16 protein-coding genes and 1 riboswitch are annotated in these 17647 nt (G+C 41.8%); of the genes, 6 read left to right on the forward strand and 10 right to left on the reverse strand.

Annotated features, from left to right (window positions below; all coding sequences use genetic code 11):
- Positions 1 to 370: 370 nt before the first annotated feature.
- The 4 genes from glpK to BW986_RS11445 all read right to left on the reverse strand — a co-directional run bounded on the left by glpK (position 371) and on the right by BW986_RS11445 (position 4070).
- On the reverse strand, positions 371 to 1861 hold the full coding sequence (gene glpK / locus BW986_RS11430) for a glycerol kinase GlpK (RefSeq protein ID WP_076368046.1): 1491 nt from the start codon (positions 1859 to 1861) through the stop codon (positions 371 to 373).
- Between the two features lie 21 nt (positions 1862 to 1882).
- Complete coding sequence (locus BW986_RS11435; RefSeq protein WP_076368047.1) at positions 1883 to 2707, reverse strand: MIP/aquaporin family protein; 825 nt, start codon at positions 2705 to 2707, stop codon at positions 1883 to 1885.
- 226 nt (positions 2708 to 2933) lie between these two features.
- On the reverse strand, positions 2934 to 3476 hold the full coding sequence (locus BW986_RS11440) for a glycerol-3-phosphate responsive antiterminator (RefSeq protein WP_076368048.1): 543 nt from the start codon (positions 3474 to 3476) through the stop codon (positions 2934 to 2936).
- A gap of 165 nt (positions 3477 to 3641) precedes the next feature.
- On the reverse strand, positions 3642 to 4070 hold the full coding sequence (locus BW986_RS11445; protein WP_076368049.1) for a hypothetical protein: 429 nt from the start codon (positions 4068 to 4070) through the stop codon (positions 3642 to 3644).
- Between the two features lie 166 nt (positions 4071 to 4236).
- A riboswitch (SAM riboswitch) is annotated at positions 4237 to 4338 on the forward strand.
- A gap of 82 nt (positions 4339 to 4420) precedes the next feature.
- Between BW986_RS11445 and BW986_RS11450 the strand changes: the two genes are divergently transcribed.
- Positions 4421 to 5524 (forward strand): 5-methyltetrahydropteroyltriglutamate--homocysteine S-methyltransferase, encoded by a 1104-nt coding sequence (locus BW986_RS11450; RefSeq protein WP_076368050.1) that lies wholly within the window; start codon positions 4421 to 4423, stop codon positions 5522 to 5524.
- Positions 5525 to 5671: 147 nt separating this feature from the next.
- Here BW986_RS11450 and BW986_RS11455 read toward each other — a convergent pair whose 3' ends face one another.
- The 3 genes from BW986_RS11455 to BW986_RS11465 form a co-directional block, all read right to left on the reverse strand.
- Complete coding sequence (locus tag BW986_RS11455; protein ID WP_076368051.1) at positions 5672 to 6196, reverse strand: hypothetical protein; 525 nt, start codon at positions 6194 to 6196, stop codon at positions 5672 to 5674.
- A 217-nt stretch (positions 6197 to 6413) separates the two neighbouring features.
- Positions 6414 to 7514, reverse strand: a complete 1101-nt coding sequence (locus BW986_RS11460; protein WP_076368517.1) for a CaiB/BaiF CoA transferase family protein — start codon at positions 7512 to 7514, stop codon at positions 6414 to 6416.
- Between the two features lie 243 nt (positions 7515 to 7757).
- Positions 7758 to 9242: an amino acid permease gene (locus BW986_RS11465; RefSeq protein WP_076368052.1), complete on the reverse strand. Its 1485-nt coding sequence runs from the start codon at positions 9240 to 9242 to the stop codon at positions 7758 to 7760.
- Positions 9243 to 9683: 441 nt separating this feature from the next.
- Between BW986_RS11465 and BW986_RS11475 the strand changes: the two genes are divergently transcribed.
- Together BW986_RS11475 and BW986_RS11480 are read left to right on the forward strand one after the other, a co-directional pair.
- Positions 9684 to 11309 carry a M4 family metallopeptidase gene (locus BW986_RS11475; protein ID WP_076368054.1) on the forward strand — a complete coding sequence of 542 codons (1626 nt, stop codon included), beginning with the start codon at positions 9684 to 9686 and terminating at the stop codon, positions 11307 to 11309.
- Positions 11310 to 11591: 282 nt separating this feature from the next.
- Positions 11592 to 11993, forward strand: a complete 402-nt coding sequence (locus BW986_RS11480; RefSeq protein WP_034310428.1) for an SET domain-containing protein — start codon at positions 11592 to 11594, stop codon at positions 11991 to 11993.
- A gap of 452 nt (positions 11994 to 12445) precedes the next feature.
- Here BW986_RS11480 and BW986_RS11485 read toward each other — a convergent pair whose 3' ends face one another.
- Together BW986_RS11485 and BW986_RS11490 are read right to left on the reverse strand one after the other, a co-directional pair.
- Entirely contained in the window at positions 12446 to 12634 is a 189-nt protein-coding gene (locus BW986_RS11485) for a hypothetical protein (RefSeq protein ID WP_076368055.1), read from the reverse strand.
- 91 nt (positions 12635 to 12725) lie between these two features.
- On the reverse strand, positions 12726 to 13961 hold the full coding sequence (locus tag BW986_RS11490; protein ID WP_081395590.1) for a glycoside hydrolase family 3 N-terminal domain-containing protein: 1236 nt from the start codon (positions 13959 to 13961) through the stop codon (positions 12726 to 12728).
- Positions 13962 to 14141: 180 nt separating this feature from the next.
- Between BW986_RS11490 and BW986_RS11495 the strand changes: the two genes are divergently transcribed.
- Entirely contained in the window at positions 14142 to 14495 is a 354-nt protein-coding gene (locus BW986_RS11495) for a hypothetical protein (protein ID WP_076368056.1), read from the forward strand.
- A gap of 63 nt (positions 14496 to 14558) precedes the next feature.
- Here BW986_RS11495 and BW986_RS11500 read toward each other — a convergent pair whose 3' ends face one another.
- A complete protein-coding gene (locus tag BW986_RS11500) occupies positions 14559 to 15341 on the reverse strand; it encodes a TrmB family transcriptional regulator (RefSeq protein WP_076368057.1) in 783 nt (260 codons plus the stop codon).
- 217 nt (positions 15342 to 15558) lie between these two features.
- Here BW986_RS11500 and BW986_RS11505 point away from each other — a divergent pair, with 217 nt between their 5' ends.
- Entirely contained in the window at positions 15559 to 16329 is a 771-nt protein-coding gene (locus tag BW986_RS11505) for a TSUP family transporter (RefSeq protein ID WP_076368058.1), read from the forward strand.
- A gap of 335 nt (positions 16330 to 16664) precedes the next feature.
- Positions 16665 to 17603, forward strand: a complete 939-nt coding sequence (locus BW986_RS11510; RefSeq protein ID WP_076368059.1) for an oxidoreductase — start codon at positions 16665 to 16667, stop codon at positions 17601 to 17603.
- The last annotated feature ends 44 nt before the right edge of the window (positions 17604 to 17647 follow it).

Genomic DNA, 17647 nt, shown 5'->3' on the forward strand with positions numbered 1-17647 from the left:
TAAAAACAAAAAGAGAGACCACAAATGACATTATCGAATTAACGATAATGCATTCATGGTCTCTCCTGTTCTCCGGCCGAGTTATTAACTTGATTTCATTATAGCATACTCCAGCTCGTTTGAGAAAGAATACATCTTGTTTTTTATTTAGGCTGTTTTCGCATACTTTGTTGCTATTTACCAAGTAATGCGGTGTGGTTGATTTCCCCTCCAGATGCTCGCTTTCCGCGGGGCGGGCGGTGAGCCTCCTCGGCGTAAACGCCTGTGGGGTCTCACCTGTCCCGCTGCTCCCGCAGGAGTCTCGCACTTGCGCTCCAATCAACCTTAAATCGTTTCGTTTTAAAAACAACAATCTTTACGAAAAGAGCCTTTATTTAAATGCCATAGCGGCATGTACAGCTTTTTTCCAACCTTCATATAATTTTTCACTATCTTGCTCTTCCATGGATGGTTTAAAGGTTTTGTCCACCGCCCATTGCCGGGAGATTTCTTCTTGATCCTTCCAATACCCGACAGCAAGGCCAGCTAAGTATGCAGCACCTAATGCTGTAGTTTCGTTTATGGTCGGCCTCTCGACGGGCACCCGTAATAAGTCGCTTTGGAATTGCATCAGGAAGTCATTCTTGACTGCCCCGCCATCCACTCTTAATGTCTGGAGCTCGATTCCTGAATCCGCCTCCATTGCATCAAGGACATCCTTCGTTTGATATGCCAGTGATTCAAGTGTGGCACGAATGAAATGTTCTTTGGATGTGCCGCGCGTCAAACCAAAAACGGCTCCCCGCACTTCGCTGTCCCAATATGGAGTTCCAAGTCCTACAAAAGCCGGTACCACATATACTCCATCCGTACTTTCCACCCGTTTTGCATAGGCTTCGCTGTCCTTGGCATCATGAAGCATCCGCAGACCATCGCGCAGCCATTGGATTGCAGAGCCCGCTACGAATATACTGCCCTCCAGTGCATATTCGACCTTCCCATTCAGCCCCCAGGCAAGGGTCGTCAATAGTCCGTGTTCGGAACTGACAGCCTTGGTTCCTGTATTCATGAGCATGAAACAGCCTGTTCCATACGTATTTTTAGCCATTCCTTCATTAAAGCAGGCTTGGCCGAATAATGCTGCCTGCTGATCACCGGCAGCCCCGGCGATCGGAATCGATTGGCCGAAGAAATGATATTCGATCGTACGTGCATATTCCTCAGAGGATGGTCTCACTTCCGGCAGCATCGACTTTGGTACAGTCAATATCTCAAGTAACTCTTCATCCCATTTCAGTTCATGGATATTGTACATCAATGTCCGGGATGCATTGGAATAGTCCGTTACATGAGCCTTGCCTCCTGATAGCTTCCAGATCAGCCAAGTATCGATGGTACCGAATAACAGCTTGCCTTCATCCGCCTTTTGCCGTGCCCCATCCACATTATCGAGGATCCATTTCACTTTCGTTCCGGAAAAATAAGCATCTATCAACAATCCCGTTTTATCCCGGAATAGATCATTAAGTCCCTTTTCCTTCAAATCATCACAGATTTCACTTGTTTGCCTGGACTGCCATACGATCGCATTATAGACAGGGGTACCCGTTTCCTTATCCCAAACGACTGCCGTTTCACGCTGATTGGTGATCCCGATCCCGGCAATTTGCTCTGGCTTTACACCGGATTCAGATAGTACACCGGCAATGACCGCCAATATCGAACCCCAAATCTCATTGGCGTTATGCTCGACCCAGCCTGGTTTAGGGAAATGCTGCGTGAATTCCTTTTGGGAGGAATGAACGATTTCCCCCTTTTCGTTAAATAAAATCGCCCGCGAACTCGTTGTTCCTTGATCTAATGATAAAATGTATTTTTCCATTGTGTATGCCCCTCCTTTTAATTAACTGGCAATATTTCTGCTTTCCAATTCATGTGACTGTTTTTTACCAAATGCATAGGCTAATATCAATAGTACCAGGCTTGCACCCAAAACAGACCAAAATCCTGCTGTTATTTCTCCCATAAAGAATGCTTTATAACAAACGGCACCGAGTGAACCCCCAATAATCGGTCCAACGACCGGAATCCATGAATAGCCCCAATTGGAATTGCCTTTACCCGGTATCGGCAGCAAAAAGTGAGCGATGCGCGGCCCCAGATCGCGGGCCGGGTTAATCGCATATCCTGTCGTTCCCCCAAGTGACATCCCGATCACGACAATCAATAACCCGACAGCGAAAGGGTTTAGACCCTCTGTAAAATTATTGGCACCTATAAATAATAAACCAAGAATAAGGATGAAAGTTCCTATCATCTCACTTAATAGATTTGAAAATGTGTGCGGGATTGCAGGTGATGTCGCGAACACACCAAGCTTCGCCCCTGGATCATCCGTAGCTTTCCAGTGTGGCAAATAGTGCAGGAATACTAGAGTTGCGCCAAGGATTGCGCCAATCATTTGGGCAACGATGTAACCGGGCACATCACTCCAAGGAAATTCCCCAATAATGGCAAACCCTACTGTGACTGCCGGGTTTAAATGCGCCCCGCTTATGGAACCCACTGCAAAAACGCCCATGGTAACAGCCAATCCCCACGCAATCGTGATTACGATCCAGCCGGCATCTTTTGCATAGGATCCCTTTAAGGATGAACCAGCCCCAATACCTGCACCGAATAAAACTAATATCATCGTACCTAATACTTCTCCCCAAAATGGAGTCATGAATAATACCCTCCCCTGATAATTTTTTAAACCTTGCCAACAAATAAAAGGAGATCCACAGCAGAACTATCCTCATAAAATAAATTATGAATAGATCTGTTGTGAATCTCCTAGTCTCCGTCACATCTATTAACTTGTACTGTAAAATATACTAGTTTATGAAAACGCTGTCAATATTTTGTGAAAAATTAATCTATTTTTCTGTAATTTTTTTCAATTTCTCCTATTAGACGATATCCCATAATTCAGTTTTGGAAGTGGTGATTGATGACGCCCCAGCATCGAGGGCGTTCAGGACCTCATCCGAAGTACGTATGAGTCCGCCTGCAAAAATCGGTGTCTGCAATCGTTCCTTCACTTCTTTTATCATCCATGGCATGGCGCCCGGCAATACTTCGATATAATCCGGCTTGGTTTTCTGCACCAGCTTATAACTTTTCTCAAGCGCATGTGAGTCTATTAAAAAGATTCGCTGGATGGCAATGACCCCCTTTTGCTTCGCCTTCAATATAACGCTTGATTTAGTCGAAATCAGCCCATATGGATTATATTCCTGACAAATGAATTCTGTCGCGTACTCATCACTTTTTATGCCATGGATCAAATCGACATGATAAATCATTTTCTTATTATGCTGCTTTGCCATCATACTTACGTTTTTCAATTGTGATATATGCAAATCAAGAAACACACCTATTTCATAGGAACTTTCTAAAAATCTTTCGAAATCCTTCATGCTCGCTGAAGCAGGCAAAATCTTCTGATCCATCATTATCCTCCTCATTCCCAGAAAAACTCAAAACTTCAAGTCATTTAGTATATTTTAAAGAGCTTGATTTATCAAACACATTTTTTTCATGACCAATGTCACCATAACACTATCATACCTGACACTTCCTTTATAGTCTTCGGCTAAGGATGTATGTAAACTCGATCATAAAGTAAGTTTCATTTTCAATGCACCTTCAACGAGTTCATACGATTTAATTGTGCCAACGGGAATTTTTCTCACGATGCTCCAAGCATTAACATTCATTTTGATCGTTCTTTTTTCAAATTCAAAAAATGGCGGTCTGTTAAATATCCTTTGGTTGATGAAATTCCTGTCAATCGGTTCCATTTCCACTAATTCAAATAAAATCGTTCTTTTTTCCACAGAAACCGGTTTTAATGTAATCCGAAAAGCTACGTTTTTCTTAAACATCATTTTTTTCACTTCCGTCGTTCCGGAAAGCACGATATGCTTTGGCGTAATCTCGACTTTAATATCCTGACCATATGATTTCATTCTAATGATTTTCTCTATCATGGCTTCAGTTACCGTTATCGGTATGCCATTTTTGAATGGATTGAATGTACTCATCCTTGCATTCCCCTCCTGCCGCTCATACGGAACGTCGGTTATAGCATATGCCGGGTTCCCTGATGCAGTAACACATATTAATAATCGGTATATTCGAAATCTTCCACCTTCGACCCTTGACCTTTATAAAAACTACCTGTATAGTCATAATTAATTTAATAGACAACTCTTATCCAGAGAGGTGGAGGGACTGGCCCTTTGATGCCTCAGCAACAGACTGATCAAGTACTGTGCTAATTCCAGAAGTGTAAAAACTTGAAGATAAGAAGAGTATATAGCTTGGTTGCCAACACCTCTTCTTATTTTTAAGAAGAGGTTTTTTATTTTTAAAAGGAAAGAAGGAATGCAACATGTCAATCACATTAACGAAAGCACCATTCAGGGCCGATCACGTCGGAAGTTTATTAAGACCAGAACGTTTACATATTGCCAGAAAGCAGTTTAAGGAAGGTACCATTTCAGCAGAGCGGCTACGTGAAGTTGAAACCGAAGAAATCAATCGGATTGTCGAAAAACAAATTGAAGTTGGATTGGAGGCCGTGACGGATGGTGAGTTCAGACGAACATGGTGGCACTTTGACTTCCTCGAACATTTAAATGGCATCGAGGGATATGTGACTGATAAAGGTCTCACATTCGATGGTGTGGAAACGGAGAGATATAACGTTCGCAATACCGGGAAGGTTTCATTCAACCCTGAACATCCCTTCATTCGTGATTTCATTGAATTGAACAAAATCGTGAACGGACGTGCCGTTGCCAAGCAAACCATTCCCAGTCCGAACCAATTATTTGCTGTAGGCATTCATAACGAAGACATCTATCCTGATATTGAAGACTATGCCAATGATATCATCAAAGCGTATCAGCAGGCTTTGAAGGCTTTTTATGAAGCAGGTGTGCGTTATCTTCAATTGGATGATGTATATATTGCCAGACTTTCAGCTCCGGATTTCCAGTTCAAAGATGGAAAATATACGAGGGAACAGTTAATCGATCTTGCACTTCGCGTAATTAATGGCGCATTGGAAGGCAAACCAGAAGATCTTGTCGTCACTACACACCTATGTCGTGGGAACTACCAGTCGACTTGGGCATTTGAAGGAAGCTATGCCCGTATCGCCCCAACTTTATTGGCAAAAGAAAAAGTGGATGGATTTTTCTTGGAATATGATGATCAACGCTCAGGGGATTTCAAACCATTGGAATACATTCCAAATGGCGGTGCACGGGTCGTACTGGGTGTCGTCACTTCAAAAAATGGGGATATCGAAGACAAGGAAGCTGTAAAGGCACGCATTAAAGAAGCCTCGCACTTCGTTCCTCTCGAACAATTATGCTTAAGCCCGCAATGCGGCTTCGCCTCCACCCATCACGGCAACAAGCTGAACGAAGAACAGCAATGGGAAAAGCTGAAATTCGTCGTTGATGTAGCAAAAGAAGTATGGGAATGATTTTTTAGCGGAGACTTTAATCCATTCGAACAACCTAATCGGCATCCATATAATCGTGCCGATTAGGTTTGTAATAAAAAGCGTAAAAGACATTCATCCTAAAGCTGAAAGCAAACAAAAAAGAACGGTCACCGACACGTCCCCTTTTTACTTGCAGCTATCATCATCATCCATTTTCTTCACAAATATATCATCCGTCACCCTATCTTCCAGCTTGTTCCTTAAGGCCAATTCCGCAGCCTTCCCATCACTAGGCGACCCGTCCGAGAAATACATCGGAAACAAGGAGAAAAACATGACATAGAAAGAAAAATAGATGAATTGATACCAGATCACCGAGCTGTCCAGGATATTCTGATACACTAAGCTATAGATGATCAGCATGCTGATTAAATTAAAGATAGCCCCCCCTAAATATATCAGCGTATTCGTCAATCGATTATCATGTTTCAATCCCTTGAACTCGCAAGTCCCATTCCAAAAATAATATTTCCTCACTTCTATGTTCCGAAAGGCGAAAAGTTTATTGCCGCAACCGATCAAGATTTTCTTTTCTGATCCTCCAAAGATCGTGACAAAGAAAATATGCCCGCTCAAATGTATCAGCGTAACGATCGGCATGATCAAAAAAAAGGAAAATAGAAATTTAATGATATCAGAGAGACCAAACATGTTTAAGCAACCCTCCTTACCAGGATGCTACTCTGATACCCTACCCACATTCGTTATAACTAGTAAATTTTCACAGTAGTGATATATTGCTTTCTACAAGTGCCATTGATTCCCCTTCTGCTTCATTTGGGCAGTTTCCAGCTTAATTTGACCTTCAAAAAAACAGGCTATCTCCTTCCAAAAAAACTCGGAAAAGTGATAGCCTTTACATCTTCATTTATCGATTGGTGGTGTGCAGAATTTCTGCGTTGTTTTGTCCAGGCCTCAAGCCTGCATGTTTATATTCAGGGGTGAAAACCGATGTTTTGATCGGGCAGGCGATTTGCTTCTGGGCCTTTCCTTTTCCGTCCGGTACCTCGACGATCATTCCCCTCTCCTTCAATTGGGGGTGTTCAGCCGCTTCAGTGAAGGTCAGCACTGGTTCTGCGCAGGCCTCGAAATCAGCGAATATTTCCTGCCATTCATGAAAATCTCTTTCACGGAAAGCCAAACGGATGGCCGTTTTGAACCTGATTCCGCTTTCTTCATCGCTTTTCATGCTCAGTTCATACAATTCGGGTGCACCGAGCGCTTCACATAATACTTTTCGAAAAGGGGGCTCAAGGCTTCCTACCGAAAAATAGCGTCCATCTTTCGTTTCGTAAAAGTCATAAAAGGATCCTCCGTTCAACATCAGTTTTTCTGGTTCAAGCTCGAGGCCCCCTTGTAAACTTAGGGGTGCGGATATGGCATTCAACGCAAAACTGCAGTCGGTCATGCTGATGTCGATGGCTTGGCCTTCACCCGTTCTTTCCCTATGAATGACTGCAGATAATATACCGATAACAGCATGCAGTGATCCTCCGGCAAGATCTGCTATTTGGGTTCCATTTTTTGCCGGGCCATCCTTTTTCGTACCGGAATAGCCTGATAAGCCTGCAATCGAAATATAATTGATATCATGTCCCGGCCGGTCTTTATAGGGACCGGTCTGGCCGAAGCCCGTGATGGAACAGTAAATCAGCTTCGGATTGATCCATTTTAATGCCTCATAGCCCAGTCCTAGGCGTTCCATGACACCTGGACGGAACTGTTCAATGACGATATCGTATTCCTTCACTAGATTTTTTACGGATTCGATGGACTCAGATTGTTTTAAATCAAGTGTGATCGACTTTTTCGATCTGTTAAGATATTGGTTCACACCCCATGAATCCGTTGCTCCCGGCCTCTCTACCTTCAAAACGTCCGCTCCTAAATCCGCTAGCATCAAAGTGGCAAATGGGCCTGGCAGTAACGTTGAAAAGTCCAATACTTTTAAATGAGTCAATAAGGTCATCGGCCGTGCACCTTCCCTTTCCATTGGAAATATTAAAAGCTTTCCCCATCGTTCTGTACATGCAATTTAGCAGAGTTTACGATTATCATATAATACCTCCTGTGATATTTATATAAATTTCCATTTTTTAAAAAATAAAAAACCAGGAATCAGCTTCCTGGCTTTGATAATGAGCCTAAAGAACACAAGTAAAAGCCGGACAATTTAAAACTACATTGTCCGGCTTTTTTACTTTAAGCTTGTTCATTCATATTTTTTGTCAAAGTCAAATTCCACTTCATCAAGTTTAACGAATTTAGTTTTTCTTACCAGTTTATAGCCAAACCATAGACCAAGGAAAAGCGGGATCCCCAGGTATGCAGCTATAACACTGCCCCAATCGATGTGGTCTGAGAAAAATGCTTGGATATTTTGGGACAGGATGACGATCATGCCAATTAAAATGGCAAAGATCGGTCCAATCGGAAACCATAATGCCTTATATGGCAGCTTCTCCAATGAATGGCCTTGGGCGATGTATGCTTTCCGGAAACGGTAATGGCTGATGGAAATGCCGAGCCAAAAGATAAATCCTGTAATTCCAATGGCATTCATTAACCAAATATACACTTTACCATCACCGAATATGGAGGCTAAAAAGGCCAGCATGCCGATGGAACATGTCAAAATCATGCCTGCAACCGGTACTCCGCGTTTATTAAGTTTTCCAAAAATACGCGGTGCTTGTCCATCTTTTGCCATTGAGTATAACATACGCGTTGATGCATATAGACTTGAGTTACCTGCAGATAATACCGCGGTTAAAATGACGGCATTCATAAGCGAAGCTGCAAAAGCCACTCCAGCTTTTTCAAAAATGAGCGTGAATGGGCTAACCATGACGTTATCACCTTGTAAGCTTGAGTTCGTATAAGGGATAAGCAGCCCTATTACAAAGATTGCCAATACGTAAAAGAGCAAGATTCTCCAGAAGACACTTTTAATGGCCTTCGGTATATTCCGTGCAGGATCTTCACTTTCCCCGGCAGCAACACCGACAATTTCGGTACCTTGAAAAGAAAAGCCAGCCGCTATGAACACGATGAAGACACCCATGAACCCACCCGGGAAAGGAGCGTCATCGACGGTGAAGTTTTTAAAACCTACTGCTTCGCCGCCCATAATGCCGACGATCATTAGCAGCCCGACGATTATAAAAATAACGATGGCTGTTACTTTTATGAAGGAAAACCAGTATTCCCCTTCACCATATCCTTTAACGGATAAATAGTTCAATAGGAAAATGAGCACCAAGAATGATGAACTCCATACCAATGATGGACTATTCGGAAACCAGAATTTCATGATCATTGTCGAGGCTGCCAACTCTGCCGCTATCGTCATCGACCAATTGAACCAATACGTCCATCCCAAGGCAAAACCAAATGCCGGATCGACGAATTTCGTTCCATAGGTACTGAATGAGCCGCTTGTCGGCATAAAGGCTGCCAGTTCCCCTAGGCTCGTCATTACAAAGTAAACCATTGCCCCAACTAAGGCATATGCAAGTAATGCGCCGCCTGGCCCAGCTGTATGAATGGCTGCCCCGCTGCTAAGAAACAGCCCGGTGCCAATAGCCCCGCCAATGGAAATCATCGTTAAATGGCGGGATTTTAAACCGCGCTTTAGTTCTTGTCCTTCTTGCTGCGGAGGATGTTGAACGATGTCATGTTCTTGTTTTGGTATCATAAATTTTCATCCCTTTCTATATAAGCGCTTTCATATATGGGAAATCCATTTAATAAATTTTCCTATTTCATAGACTTTCAAATAGATCTAATTTACAATTCGAATTCCTTTTCTGAATATATGCAATTTTCGTGCCAAATTTATAAAACACAATATTCAACAAATTATCAAAAAAAACGCCCTCAATAGACAAATTTTTTTGCACTTTACGCCACATTTCTTTGCACTTTATGCCATGTTTTTTTGCACTTTTATTCATTTGGTTCAATTTAAATACATTCCAAATATTACTAAAAGAATATATCCAGAGAATATTTCTATCAAAATCCATTTTTCTCCATTTTATTCCTTTAAATGTCATATTTTTTGCAATTTTTCTCAGTTTGTCAATAATATGAAACGATGTAAAAATGAGATATTCTCATGAAGGAGTTGATTGTTATGAAGGGTAAGGTATTTTTAGGAACTGCACTATCTCTCGGTCTATTATTTTCTGCCATTCCCCATCAAGAAGCTTTAGCGGCAAAAAATGTGTTAAGTGTTGAAAAGTACAATAAGCATAAGGATTCGCTAGAATTCAAGTCTGGGAAACTTACGGACCCCTCGAAGCAAACGGCAGAAGATATCATTCTTACCTTTTTTGATGAAAACAAAAAGTCTTACAAGCTAGAAAAGCAAAAGGCTAAAGACTCCTTCACGATCCTGAAAGAAAGCAAGGATGAACTGGGCAATACCGTCCTTAAATTGCAACAAACCTATAAAGGCGTACCTGTATGGAATTCCACACAAGCAGTATTGATTGACGCTAAAGGTGTATTGACGGTAGTGTCTGGTACGGTTGAAGCCAATCTAAACACGAAATTAGGGAAAAAGGCTAAAAAAGGCATCAGTAAATCCGAAGCTATCAAAATAGCTGAAGCGGATCTCGGGTTCACTCCTGCCTACGAACAATCACCAGAATCCGACATATATGTATACGCAAATGAAGGCAAGGCCGATTATGTATATAAGGTCAATTTGAAATTCTTAAGCCCTGAACCAGGAAATCATAATTATTTCATATCAGTCAAAACAGGTAAAATCCTGAATAAATTTAATACACTAGATGAAGTGACGGGGACCAATTCCGTCGGAACGGGCACCGGCGTCTTAAACAATACCGTATCATTGAACACTACCTTATCCAGCGGCCGATATTATTTACAGGACAATACACGCGGTAAAGGCATCTACACGTATAATGCCAATAACCGTTCAAGATTGCCTGGTACACTCTTTTCCAACACGACAAATGCTTTCACTGCCTCTACCGATAAAGCTGCGGTTGATGCCCATTATTATGCGGGTAAAACCTATGATTATTACAAATCCACATTTGGACGGAACTCTTATGATGGAAATGGAACCATCCTGAAATCAACCGTTCATTATGGCTCAAGATACAATAATGCATTCTGGGATGGCACCCAAATGGTTTACGGTGATGGAGATGGCACGACGTTCATCCCATTGTCCGGTGGTCTGGATGTCGTTGCACATGAACTGACGCATGCCGTGACTTCCTCGGAATCGAACCTTACCTATCAATATGAATCTGGTGCTTTGAATGAAGCGATTTCTGATATTTTTGGCACCGTCGTCGAATTCAAGAACCAAAGTGCCAAAGCCGATTATTTGATCGGAGAAGATATTTACACACCGAACATTTCCGGAGATGCACTCCGTTCAATGGCTAATCCAACATTGAATGGTGACCCTGACCATTATTCGAACCGCTATACGGGAACGGGTGATAACGGCGGAGTCCACACGAACAGCGGAATCATCAATAAGGCGGCTTATTTAATCTCTGCAGGCGGAACTCACCATGGCGTAAGCGTATCCGGGATTGGCATCGATAAACTGGGAGCCATCTTTTACCGGGCAAACACGATTTATTTAACTTCCTCGTCGACATTTTCACAAGCCAGAGCGGCAGTCGTACAAGCAGCATCTGATTTATACGGTTCCAGCAGTGCAGAAGTCACAGCTGTCAAAAATGCCTTTACAGCTGTCGGTGTGAATTAAGAATTTACCCATATGACCGACACCTCCCTAGCTTCACTTCTAGCGGAGGTTTTTTTATTGTAATGGATAAACGGGGCTAGCCCGATTATTTCAGCCGTTCGCTACCTTTTTTCGTCCTTCATGTGAAGAATTCCGTCCTACGGTACCGGTAGAGCCGCAATAAAAAACAATCATGCATTTTGCTAAAATTGATTAATTCCGTAAAATAGTTGCTTTTCTTCTTATTAACTGTCAAGCTTAGATGATCTGGACTATATTGAATAGAACAAGTAGGTGACGAACATGATTGAAGTTAAAACTTCCACACTCAGTGATGGTGAGTTCAATAGAGGCGTATTCGCAACACGTGACATTAAAAAAGGTGAGCTTTTGCATGAGGCACCAGTCATTGCTTATCCGAATGAGGAGCATGTTTTCATAGAGAAGACATTGCTGGCTGATTATGCGTTTGAATATGGAATTAACCATACTGCCATGCTTTTAGGTTATGGCATGCTGTTTAATCATTCTTATACACCCAACGCTACGTATGACATAAACTTCAAGAATCATACGTTTGATTTCTTTGCTTACACCGACATAAAAGCAGGGGAAGAAATCCTGATTAATTATAATGGTGAAGTCGATAATGAGGACCCGCTTTGGTTCAATAAAGAAAATGACGGTGAAGATGAAGCTGAATGATCATTGACCATTCATTAAAGCACTTGTACTTTTGAATACCTATCCATGGTCTTCGAAAGAACGAGTGCTTTTCCTTTTTCCTTTTACCGGCTTGGTAACGCCATTCACTGCTGATACTAATCGGCGATATTAAAGCAATAAAAAAAGCCCCATTAAGAACTACTTAATGGGGACAGTTTGATGACAAAGGAAGTTCGAAATGCTCTCACCCCGAACCATGAATAATGAACCCTCTCAAGATTGAAGAAAATGTGCGGTACCCCTGCCGATTAACTGGCTAGCCAAGGCCCCACAGACGCTTGCGTCGAGGAGGCTTGGCAGACAATCGGCGGAAAGGGAGCGGATTTCTGAAATCAACTGGAACTATTTTTAAGAAAAAAAAATGACTGTAAACTAGTTCTTCTCTAATTTACAGTCAGGCCCATTAAAACTTTTAATGGGATCATTTTACCTTAACGTACGGATGGGTTACTTGATTTTGTTTTGGTTATTGATTGGAATTGACCCTTAACCTTATCAATGGTTTCCGGTGTGGCTAGAGACCTTATTTGATTCATGGTTTTTTCACGGGTTTTCTTATTGCGCATTAAAAATGCGGCTGCTCCTATCAGGACGGTTCCAAGCATTTTGTTTGATGGCATGTTAGTTTCCTCCTTCAAGTTAGTCATATATAGTATTCCCTCTATCAGCTGATTTAAACAAATGCATCCTTTTGAGAGAGTGGTTTCGCTTTTATTCATCCTCGCCCAGGCTTTCGATATACTTTATGCTTTCGGGATTTTTCACCACTTTTTCAGCTTGATCCGGGTCAGCTTTCGTTTGTTTCATATTGTAAAGTTTATATGTCAGCACTCTTTTCACTGACTCGTTAATTCTATCCATTGGAACTTCCCCTGCTTTCACCGCTTGCAGTAATCCGTTATAAACTTCAAGCTCATGGGAATATTCATGACAGACAAGTAATAAATCAGCTCCTGCAAGGATTGCCTGCTTCCCCATCTCTTCATAGGAGTAATACTTGTTCACAGCACCCATTTCCAAATCGTCTGTAACGACAAGTCCTTCATAGTTGAGTTTCCCCCTAAGCAGGTCTTCTATGATGATTTTAGAAAGGCTTGCTGGTTTTTCTGTATCATAGGCTGGATATTTAATGTGGGTCACCATCACGAAAAACTTTTGATTATCCATTTCCTTTATGATTTGCTTGAAAGGATAAATATCCGAGTTTTCCAGATCAAGTTGGTTTGCCTCCACGGAAGATGTTTCGACATGCGGATCGATTTCGCTGCGTCCGTTTCCAGGAAAGTGCTTCAATGCACCGGTTATCGATACATCGCTCAAGCCTTGAATGGCTTTCTTTCCGTATTGATGGACCTTTTCGGGATCTTGCCCAAATGAACGCTTATCCGTTTTCGATAGATCAAGTACAGGGGCGAAATTAATGTTAATTCCCATGGAGCCCAGTTCTGTCCCATTCAATTTGGCCACTTTGTACACATCTTCAATAGAGGTATTTTTTCCAAGATCCTGTTGCGATGGGATTGGCGATACCCTTCCCTTCATCCTGATGATGTCCCCGCCTTCCTGATCGATGGCCACCATCAACGGAAGCGAATGTGTACTTTGATCGGCCGTTTGCTGAAGCGAATTGGATAACCTAGCCACTTGTTTAGGTGATTTCATATTGCGGTCAAAATAAATGACGCCTCCTATATGTTTTTGTTCGATAAGCTCCGTAATTTCTTTGCCCTTTTCAGTTCCCTTGAAACCGACCATCATAAGCTGGCCGATTTTTTCTTCAAGCGTCATTTTTTTCAGCAGTTTTTCTATTTTCTCATGACTATCCGCATCCGCGTCTTTCCCTTTTTCCGCTCTGAAATTCCCATCGATATTCAACTGAATGAACAATATTGAAAAAGCGAGGATTGCGATTAAAAGCAGGCCCATATAAATTTTTTTATTCTTCATGCTTTGACCTTCATAGACATTTTCTCTGTCCTTCCTTGATTGCCTTTTTTTAAATTTGTTGCACACTTCTTAATCATGTTCATAAAGTGACAATTCTATATCATCAATGCGTATTTTTTGCATAAAGCATTAGCAGCGTACCATACTACAAACATATCCTATTTAAAAGGAGATGCCCTCATGAACGGAATGTTGAAGAATCTTGCCGGTACCTTCAGTCATGCAGTCGATTATGCAAAAGAAAAAATAACAGCCATTACAGGAACAACCTCTGTTACGATAGCGGAATTGAGTGAGCACATCATCAATCAGCCTGAAACAAAACTAATCAGGAAAAACCTTTTAGGGATACCCTTTTCTTTTTATCATTTACAAAAAGAAGACGTTTCGTACTATTTGGAAATGAAAAGCTCACAGGTTCTCCAGTTGGATGTTCAAGCGCATAATCATCCGATTGTGTCTTACAGATCTTATCGAGATAAATCCAGCTTGCCCACGTCCATTAGATTTCCTAAAACCCTTTTATCCGAATGACTTTTGGTACAAAAATAAAAAAGCTGATATCCCTGCAATGGGGTTATCAGCTTTTTTTAAATCTTATAGGGAGAAAAAATGGTCTCTTTCACTTGAAATCCATTTCTCGGTATCTTCTTCATCCTTTTTAACCAAGCGGTTAACGAGGATATCATGCCAAATGTAATTTTCGAGAAAATTGATATGAATGGGATCATCTGTGTAGAAAGCCGTTTCTCTCGTTTCGGGAGAAGGTCCGTAAATCGTCTCCTTGCCATCAATGGATAAGATGAACCATTTGTTTTCTCCGATATTTTCCACATAGCTGGTTTTGCGATGGATATCTATACCTGATAATGGGTTTTCAACCTGAAATGCAATCCCCTTGAGAGTGCAATGTTCGGCGGCCCCCTTTAGCTCTTGTTCAAGTTTTCCATACATCTCGTCCCATAATGAAACCACCACCCTTTTCTCGGCCTTGTGAATCAAAGTACGGCAAAAGGAAAGGATATGCCCTTCCCCTTTAAGCGTCATTACACGATTGTCTGACATCGGTTCGATTTTCTCGAATTGTTTTAGTGTATCGCTGATGGATTGATAGGTATTGTTCCATTTTGATTGAACCGATTCCAAAAACACATCGACTGGCAGCGGTGAATATTTTATCGAGTCATTGATTTCCTCTTTTAAGACGATTCCTTCTTCTTGCAGTCCGTTTAATATTTCATAGATGCGGGCCCTGGGAATTCCTGATTCCTTGCTTACTTGATAGGCACTGGTTGGACCTTGGCGAACCAAAGAAACATAAGCCTTTGCTTCATATTGACTAAACCCGAGAGACTGTAGTTTTTGAATGATATCTTGCATAGTACCTCCTAGTGCTTTTAGTAAATTATATGCCTATCATACCAAATCTCTTATCTAAATCTAATCGATTTCAAAAGGCATGACTCATAATATTCTTATTTACAGAACGATTTTTATTAGTTACTATCTAAATAGTGACTAATAGAAAAACTTTGGATTATGGCTTCAGCATAACAAGCATTTCAGCCATAATGCCATTGATACGGAGGCTTCTTGGATGGAGGATATACAAACTTCAACACTCTTGCTGCTGATGTTTTTCGGATTTTTGGCAGCATTCATTGATTCTGTGGTAGGCGGCGGAGGCCTAATTTCCATACCCGCTTTATTATTTTCAGGACTTCCCCCCTCTCAAGCGATCGCAACGAATAAGTTAGCAAGTTCCATGGGGTCATTAACAAGTACCATTGCCTTCATTCGCTCAGGTAAGGTTGATTTTCGATTGGTTTCCAAACTTTTCCCACTGATTTTCATAGGTTCCCTGCTGGGCGCTTTGGTAGTTAATTTCGTCTCGCCTGAATTATTAAAGCCATTGATCTTGGTTCTATTAATAGCTATTGCCATTTATACCATTTTTAAAAAGGACTGGGGACAGAAATCGACTTACCATAAACTCACATGGCAAAAGACTGCACTATTTGCGTTCGCTATATTTGCCATTGGTTTTTATGATGGGTTTTTGGGCGCTGGGACGGGGTCTTTCATTCTGTTCGCCTTTTTAATGATTGGCTTTGATTTTTTGAATTCTGCAGGAAATGCGAAATTTTTGAACTTCGGAAGCAATCTGGCAGCACTGATCATGTTCATATTCCTTGATACCGTCAACTTTTCCTATGGAATACCGATGGGAATCTCCATGATAGCAGGAGCATTGGCCGGATCTAAATTCGCCATTAAAAAGGGAGTGGCATATGTAAGGGTATTATTTATCATGGTGACCGTCATTCTGATCGTGAAAAATATAATGGATTATTTAATGGGCGGCTAATTTTTTTAAAAGGCTGTTTTCGAATACTTCGTTGCTATTCACCAAGTAATGCGGTGTGGTTGATTTCCCCTCCATTGCTCGCTTTCCGCGGGGCGGGCGGTGAGCCTCCTCGACGTGAACGCCTGTGGGGCCTCACCTGTCCCGCTGCTCCCGCAGGAGTCTCGCACTTCCGCTCCAATCAACTTTAAATCGTTTCGTTTTAAAAACAACAATCTTTACAAAAAGAGCTTTTTTTAAAAAATAGAATACAGCACTATGTTCCCTCCACAGAATGTGACATATAGGAATTATTTGGGTATATGATAGGTATAGACTGTGTTGGAAGGTGTGATTGGATGATTGAAAAGTGGAATGGCGAAGAAATGGCAGAAGTATCGGGGCAAACCATTGTGATTACTGGGGCAAATAGTGGAATTGGCTTCGAAACCGCTTTTGCCCTGGCCGGTAAGGGGGCAGAGATCATCCTTGCAGTCCGGAATGCTTCAAAGGGTGAAAAGGCAGTCGATAGAATCTTATCGGTCCATCCTAAGGCAAATGTACACGTGATGCAGCTGGATTTAAGCGATTTAAGCAGCATTCGGCATTTTGCTGATTCCTTTCAGGAAAACTATGACTCTCTATCCGTCCTCATCAATAACGCAGGTGTAATGATTCCGCCATACAGTAAGACGAAAGATGGTTTCGAGCTGCAATTCGGCAGCAATCATCTCGGTCATTTTGCTTTGACGGGTCTCCTTCTTCCGCGTATCCTTTCCACGCCAAAATCGCGTGTGGTCACATTGAGCAGCTTGGCCGCCATCAATGGATATATAGACTTCGAAAATCTAAATGGTGAAAACGGATATAAACCAATGAAATACTATGGGCAAAGCAAGCTGGCCAATCTACTCTTCGCCCGCGAATTACAGAATAAATTCAACCAGCATGATGCAAATCCGATGAGCATTGCCTGTCATCCGGGCCTTTCCCATACTAATCTCATGTCTCGCGGATCTGGCAAACCCATAAATAGATTCATGCATTTTCTTTCGAAAACCATCACCCAGCCGGCGAGTATCGGAGCATTGCCTACCCTTTATGCCGCAACGGAACCTACATTAACAGGCGGTGAGTATATCGGACCCGATGGGAAGAAGAGCAGAAAAGGCTTTCCGAGAAAGGACGATATCATCGATTCCTTATATAATGAAGAAACCTCGAAAAGATTATGGGATATTTCAGAAACCTTGACAGAGGTCAAATATCGTTTCACTGAAAGCGTGACGCCAAAATGACATTCCCCTGTTTTCGCTCATGAACAGTGCAAAAAGAAAGAGGG

It is taken from the genome of Peribacillus simplex, from assembly GCF_900156045.1.
GTDB classification, from domain to species: domain Bacteria; phylum Bacillota; class Bacilli; order Bacillales; family DSM-1321; genus Peribacillus; species Peribacillus simplex_D.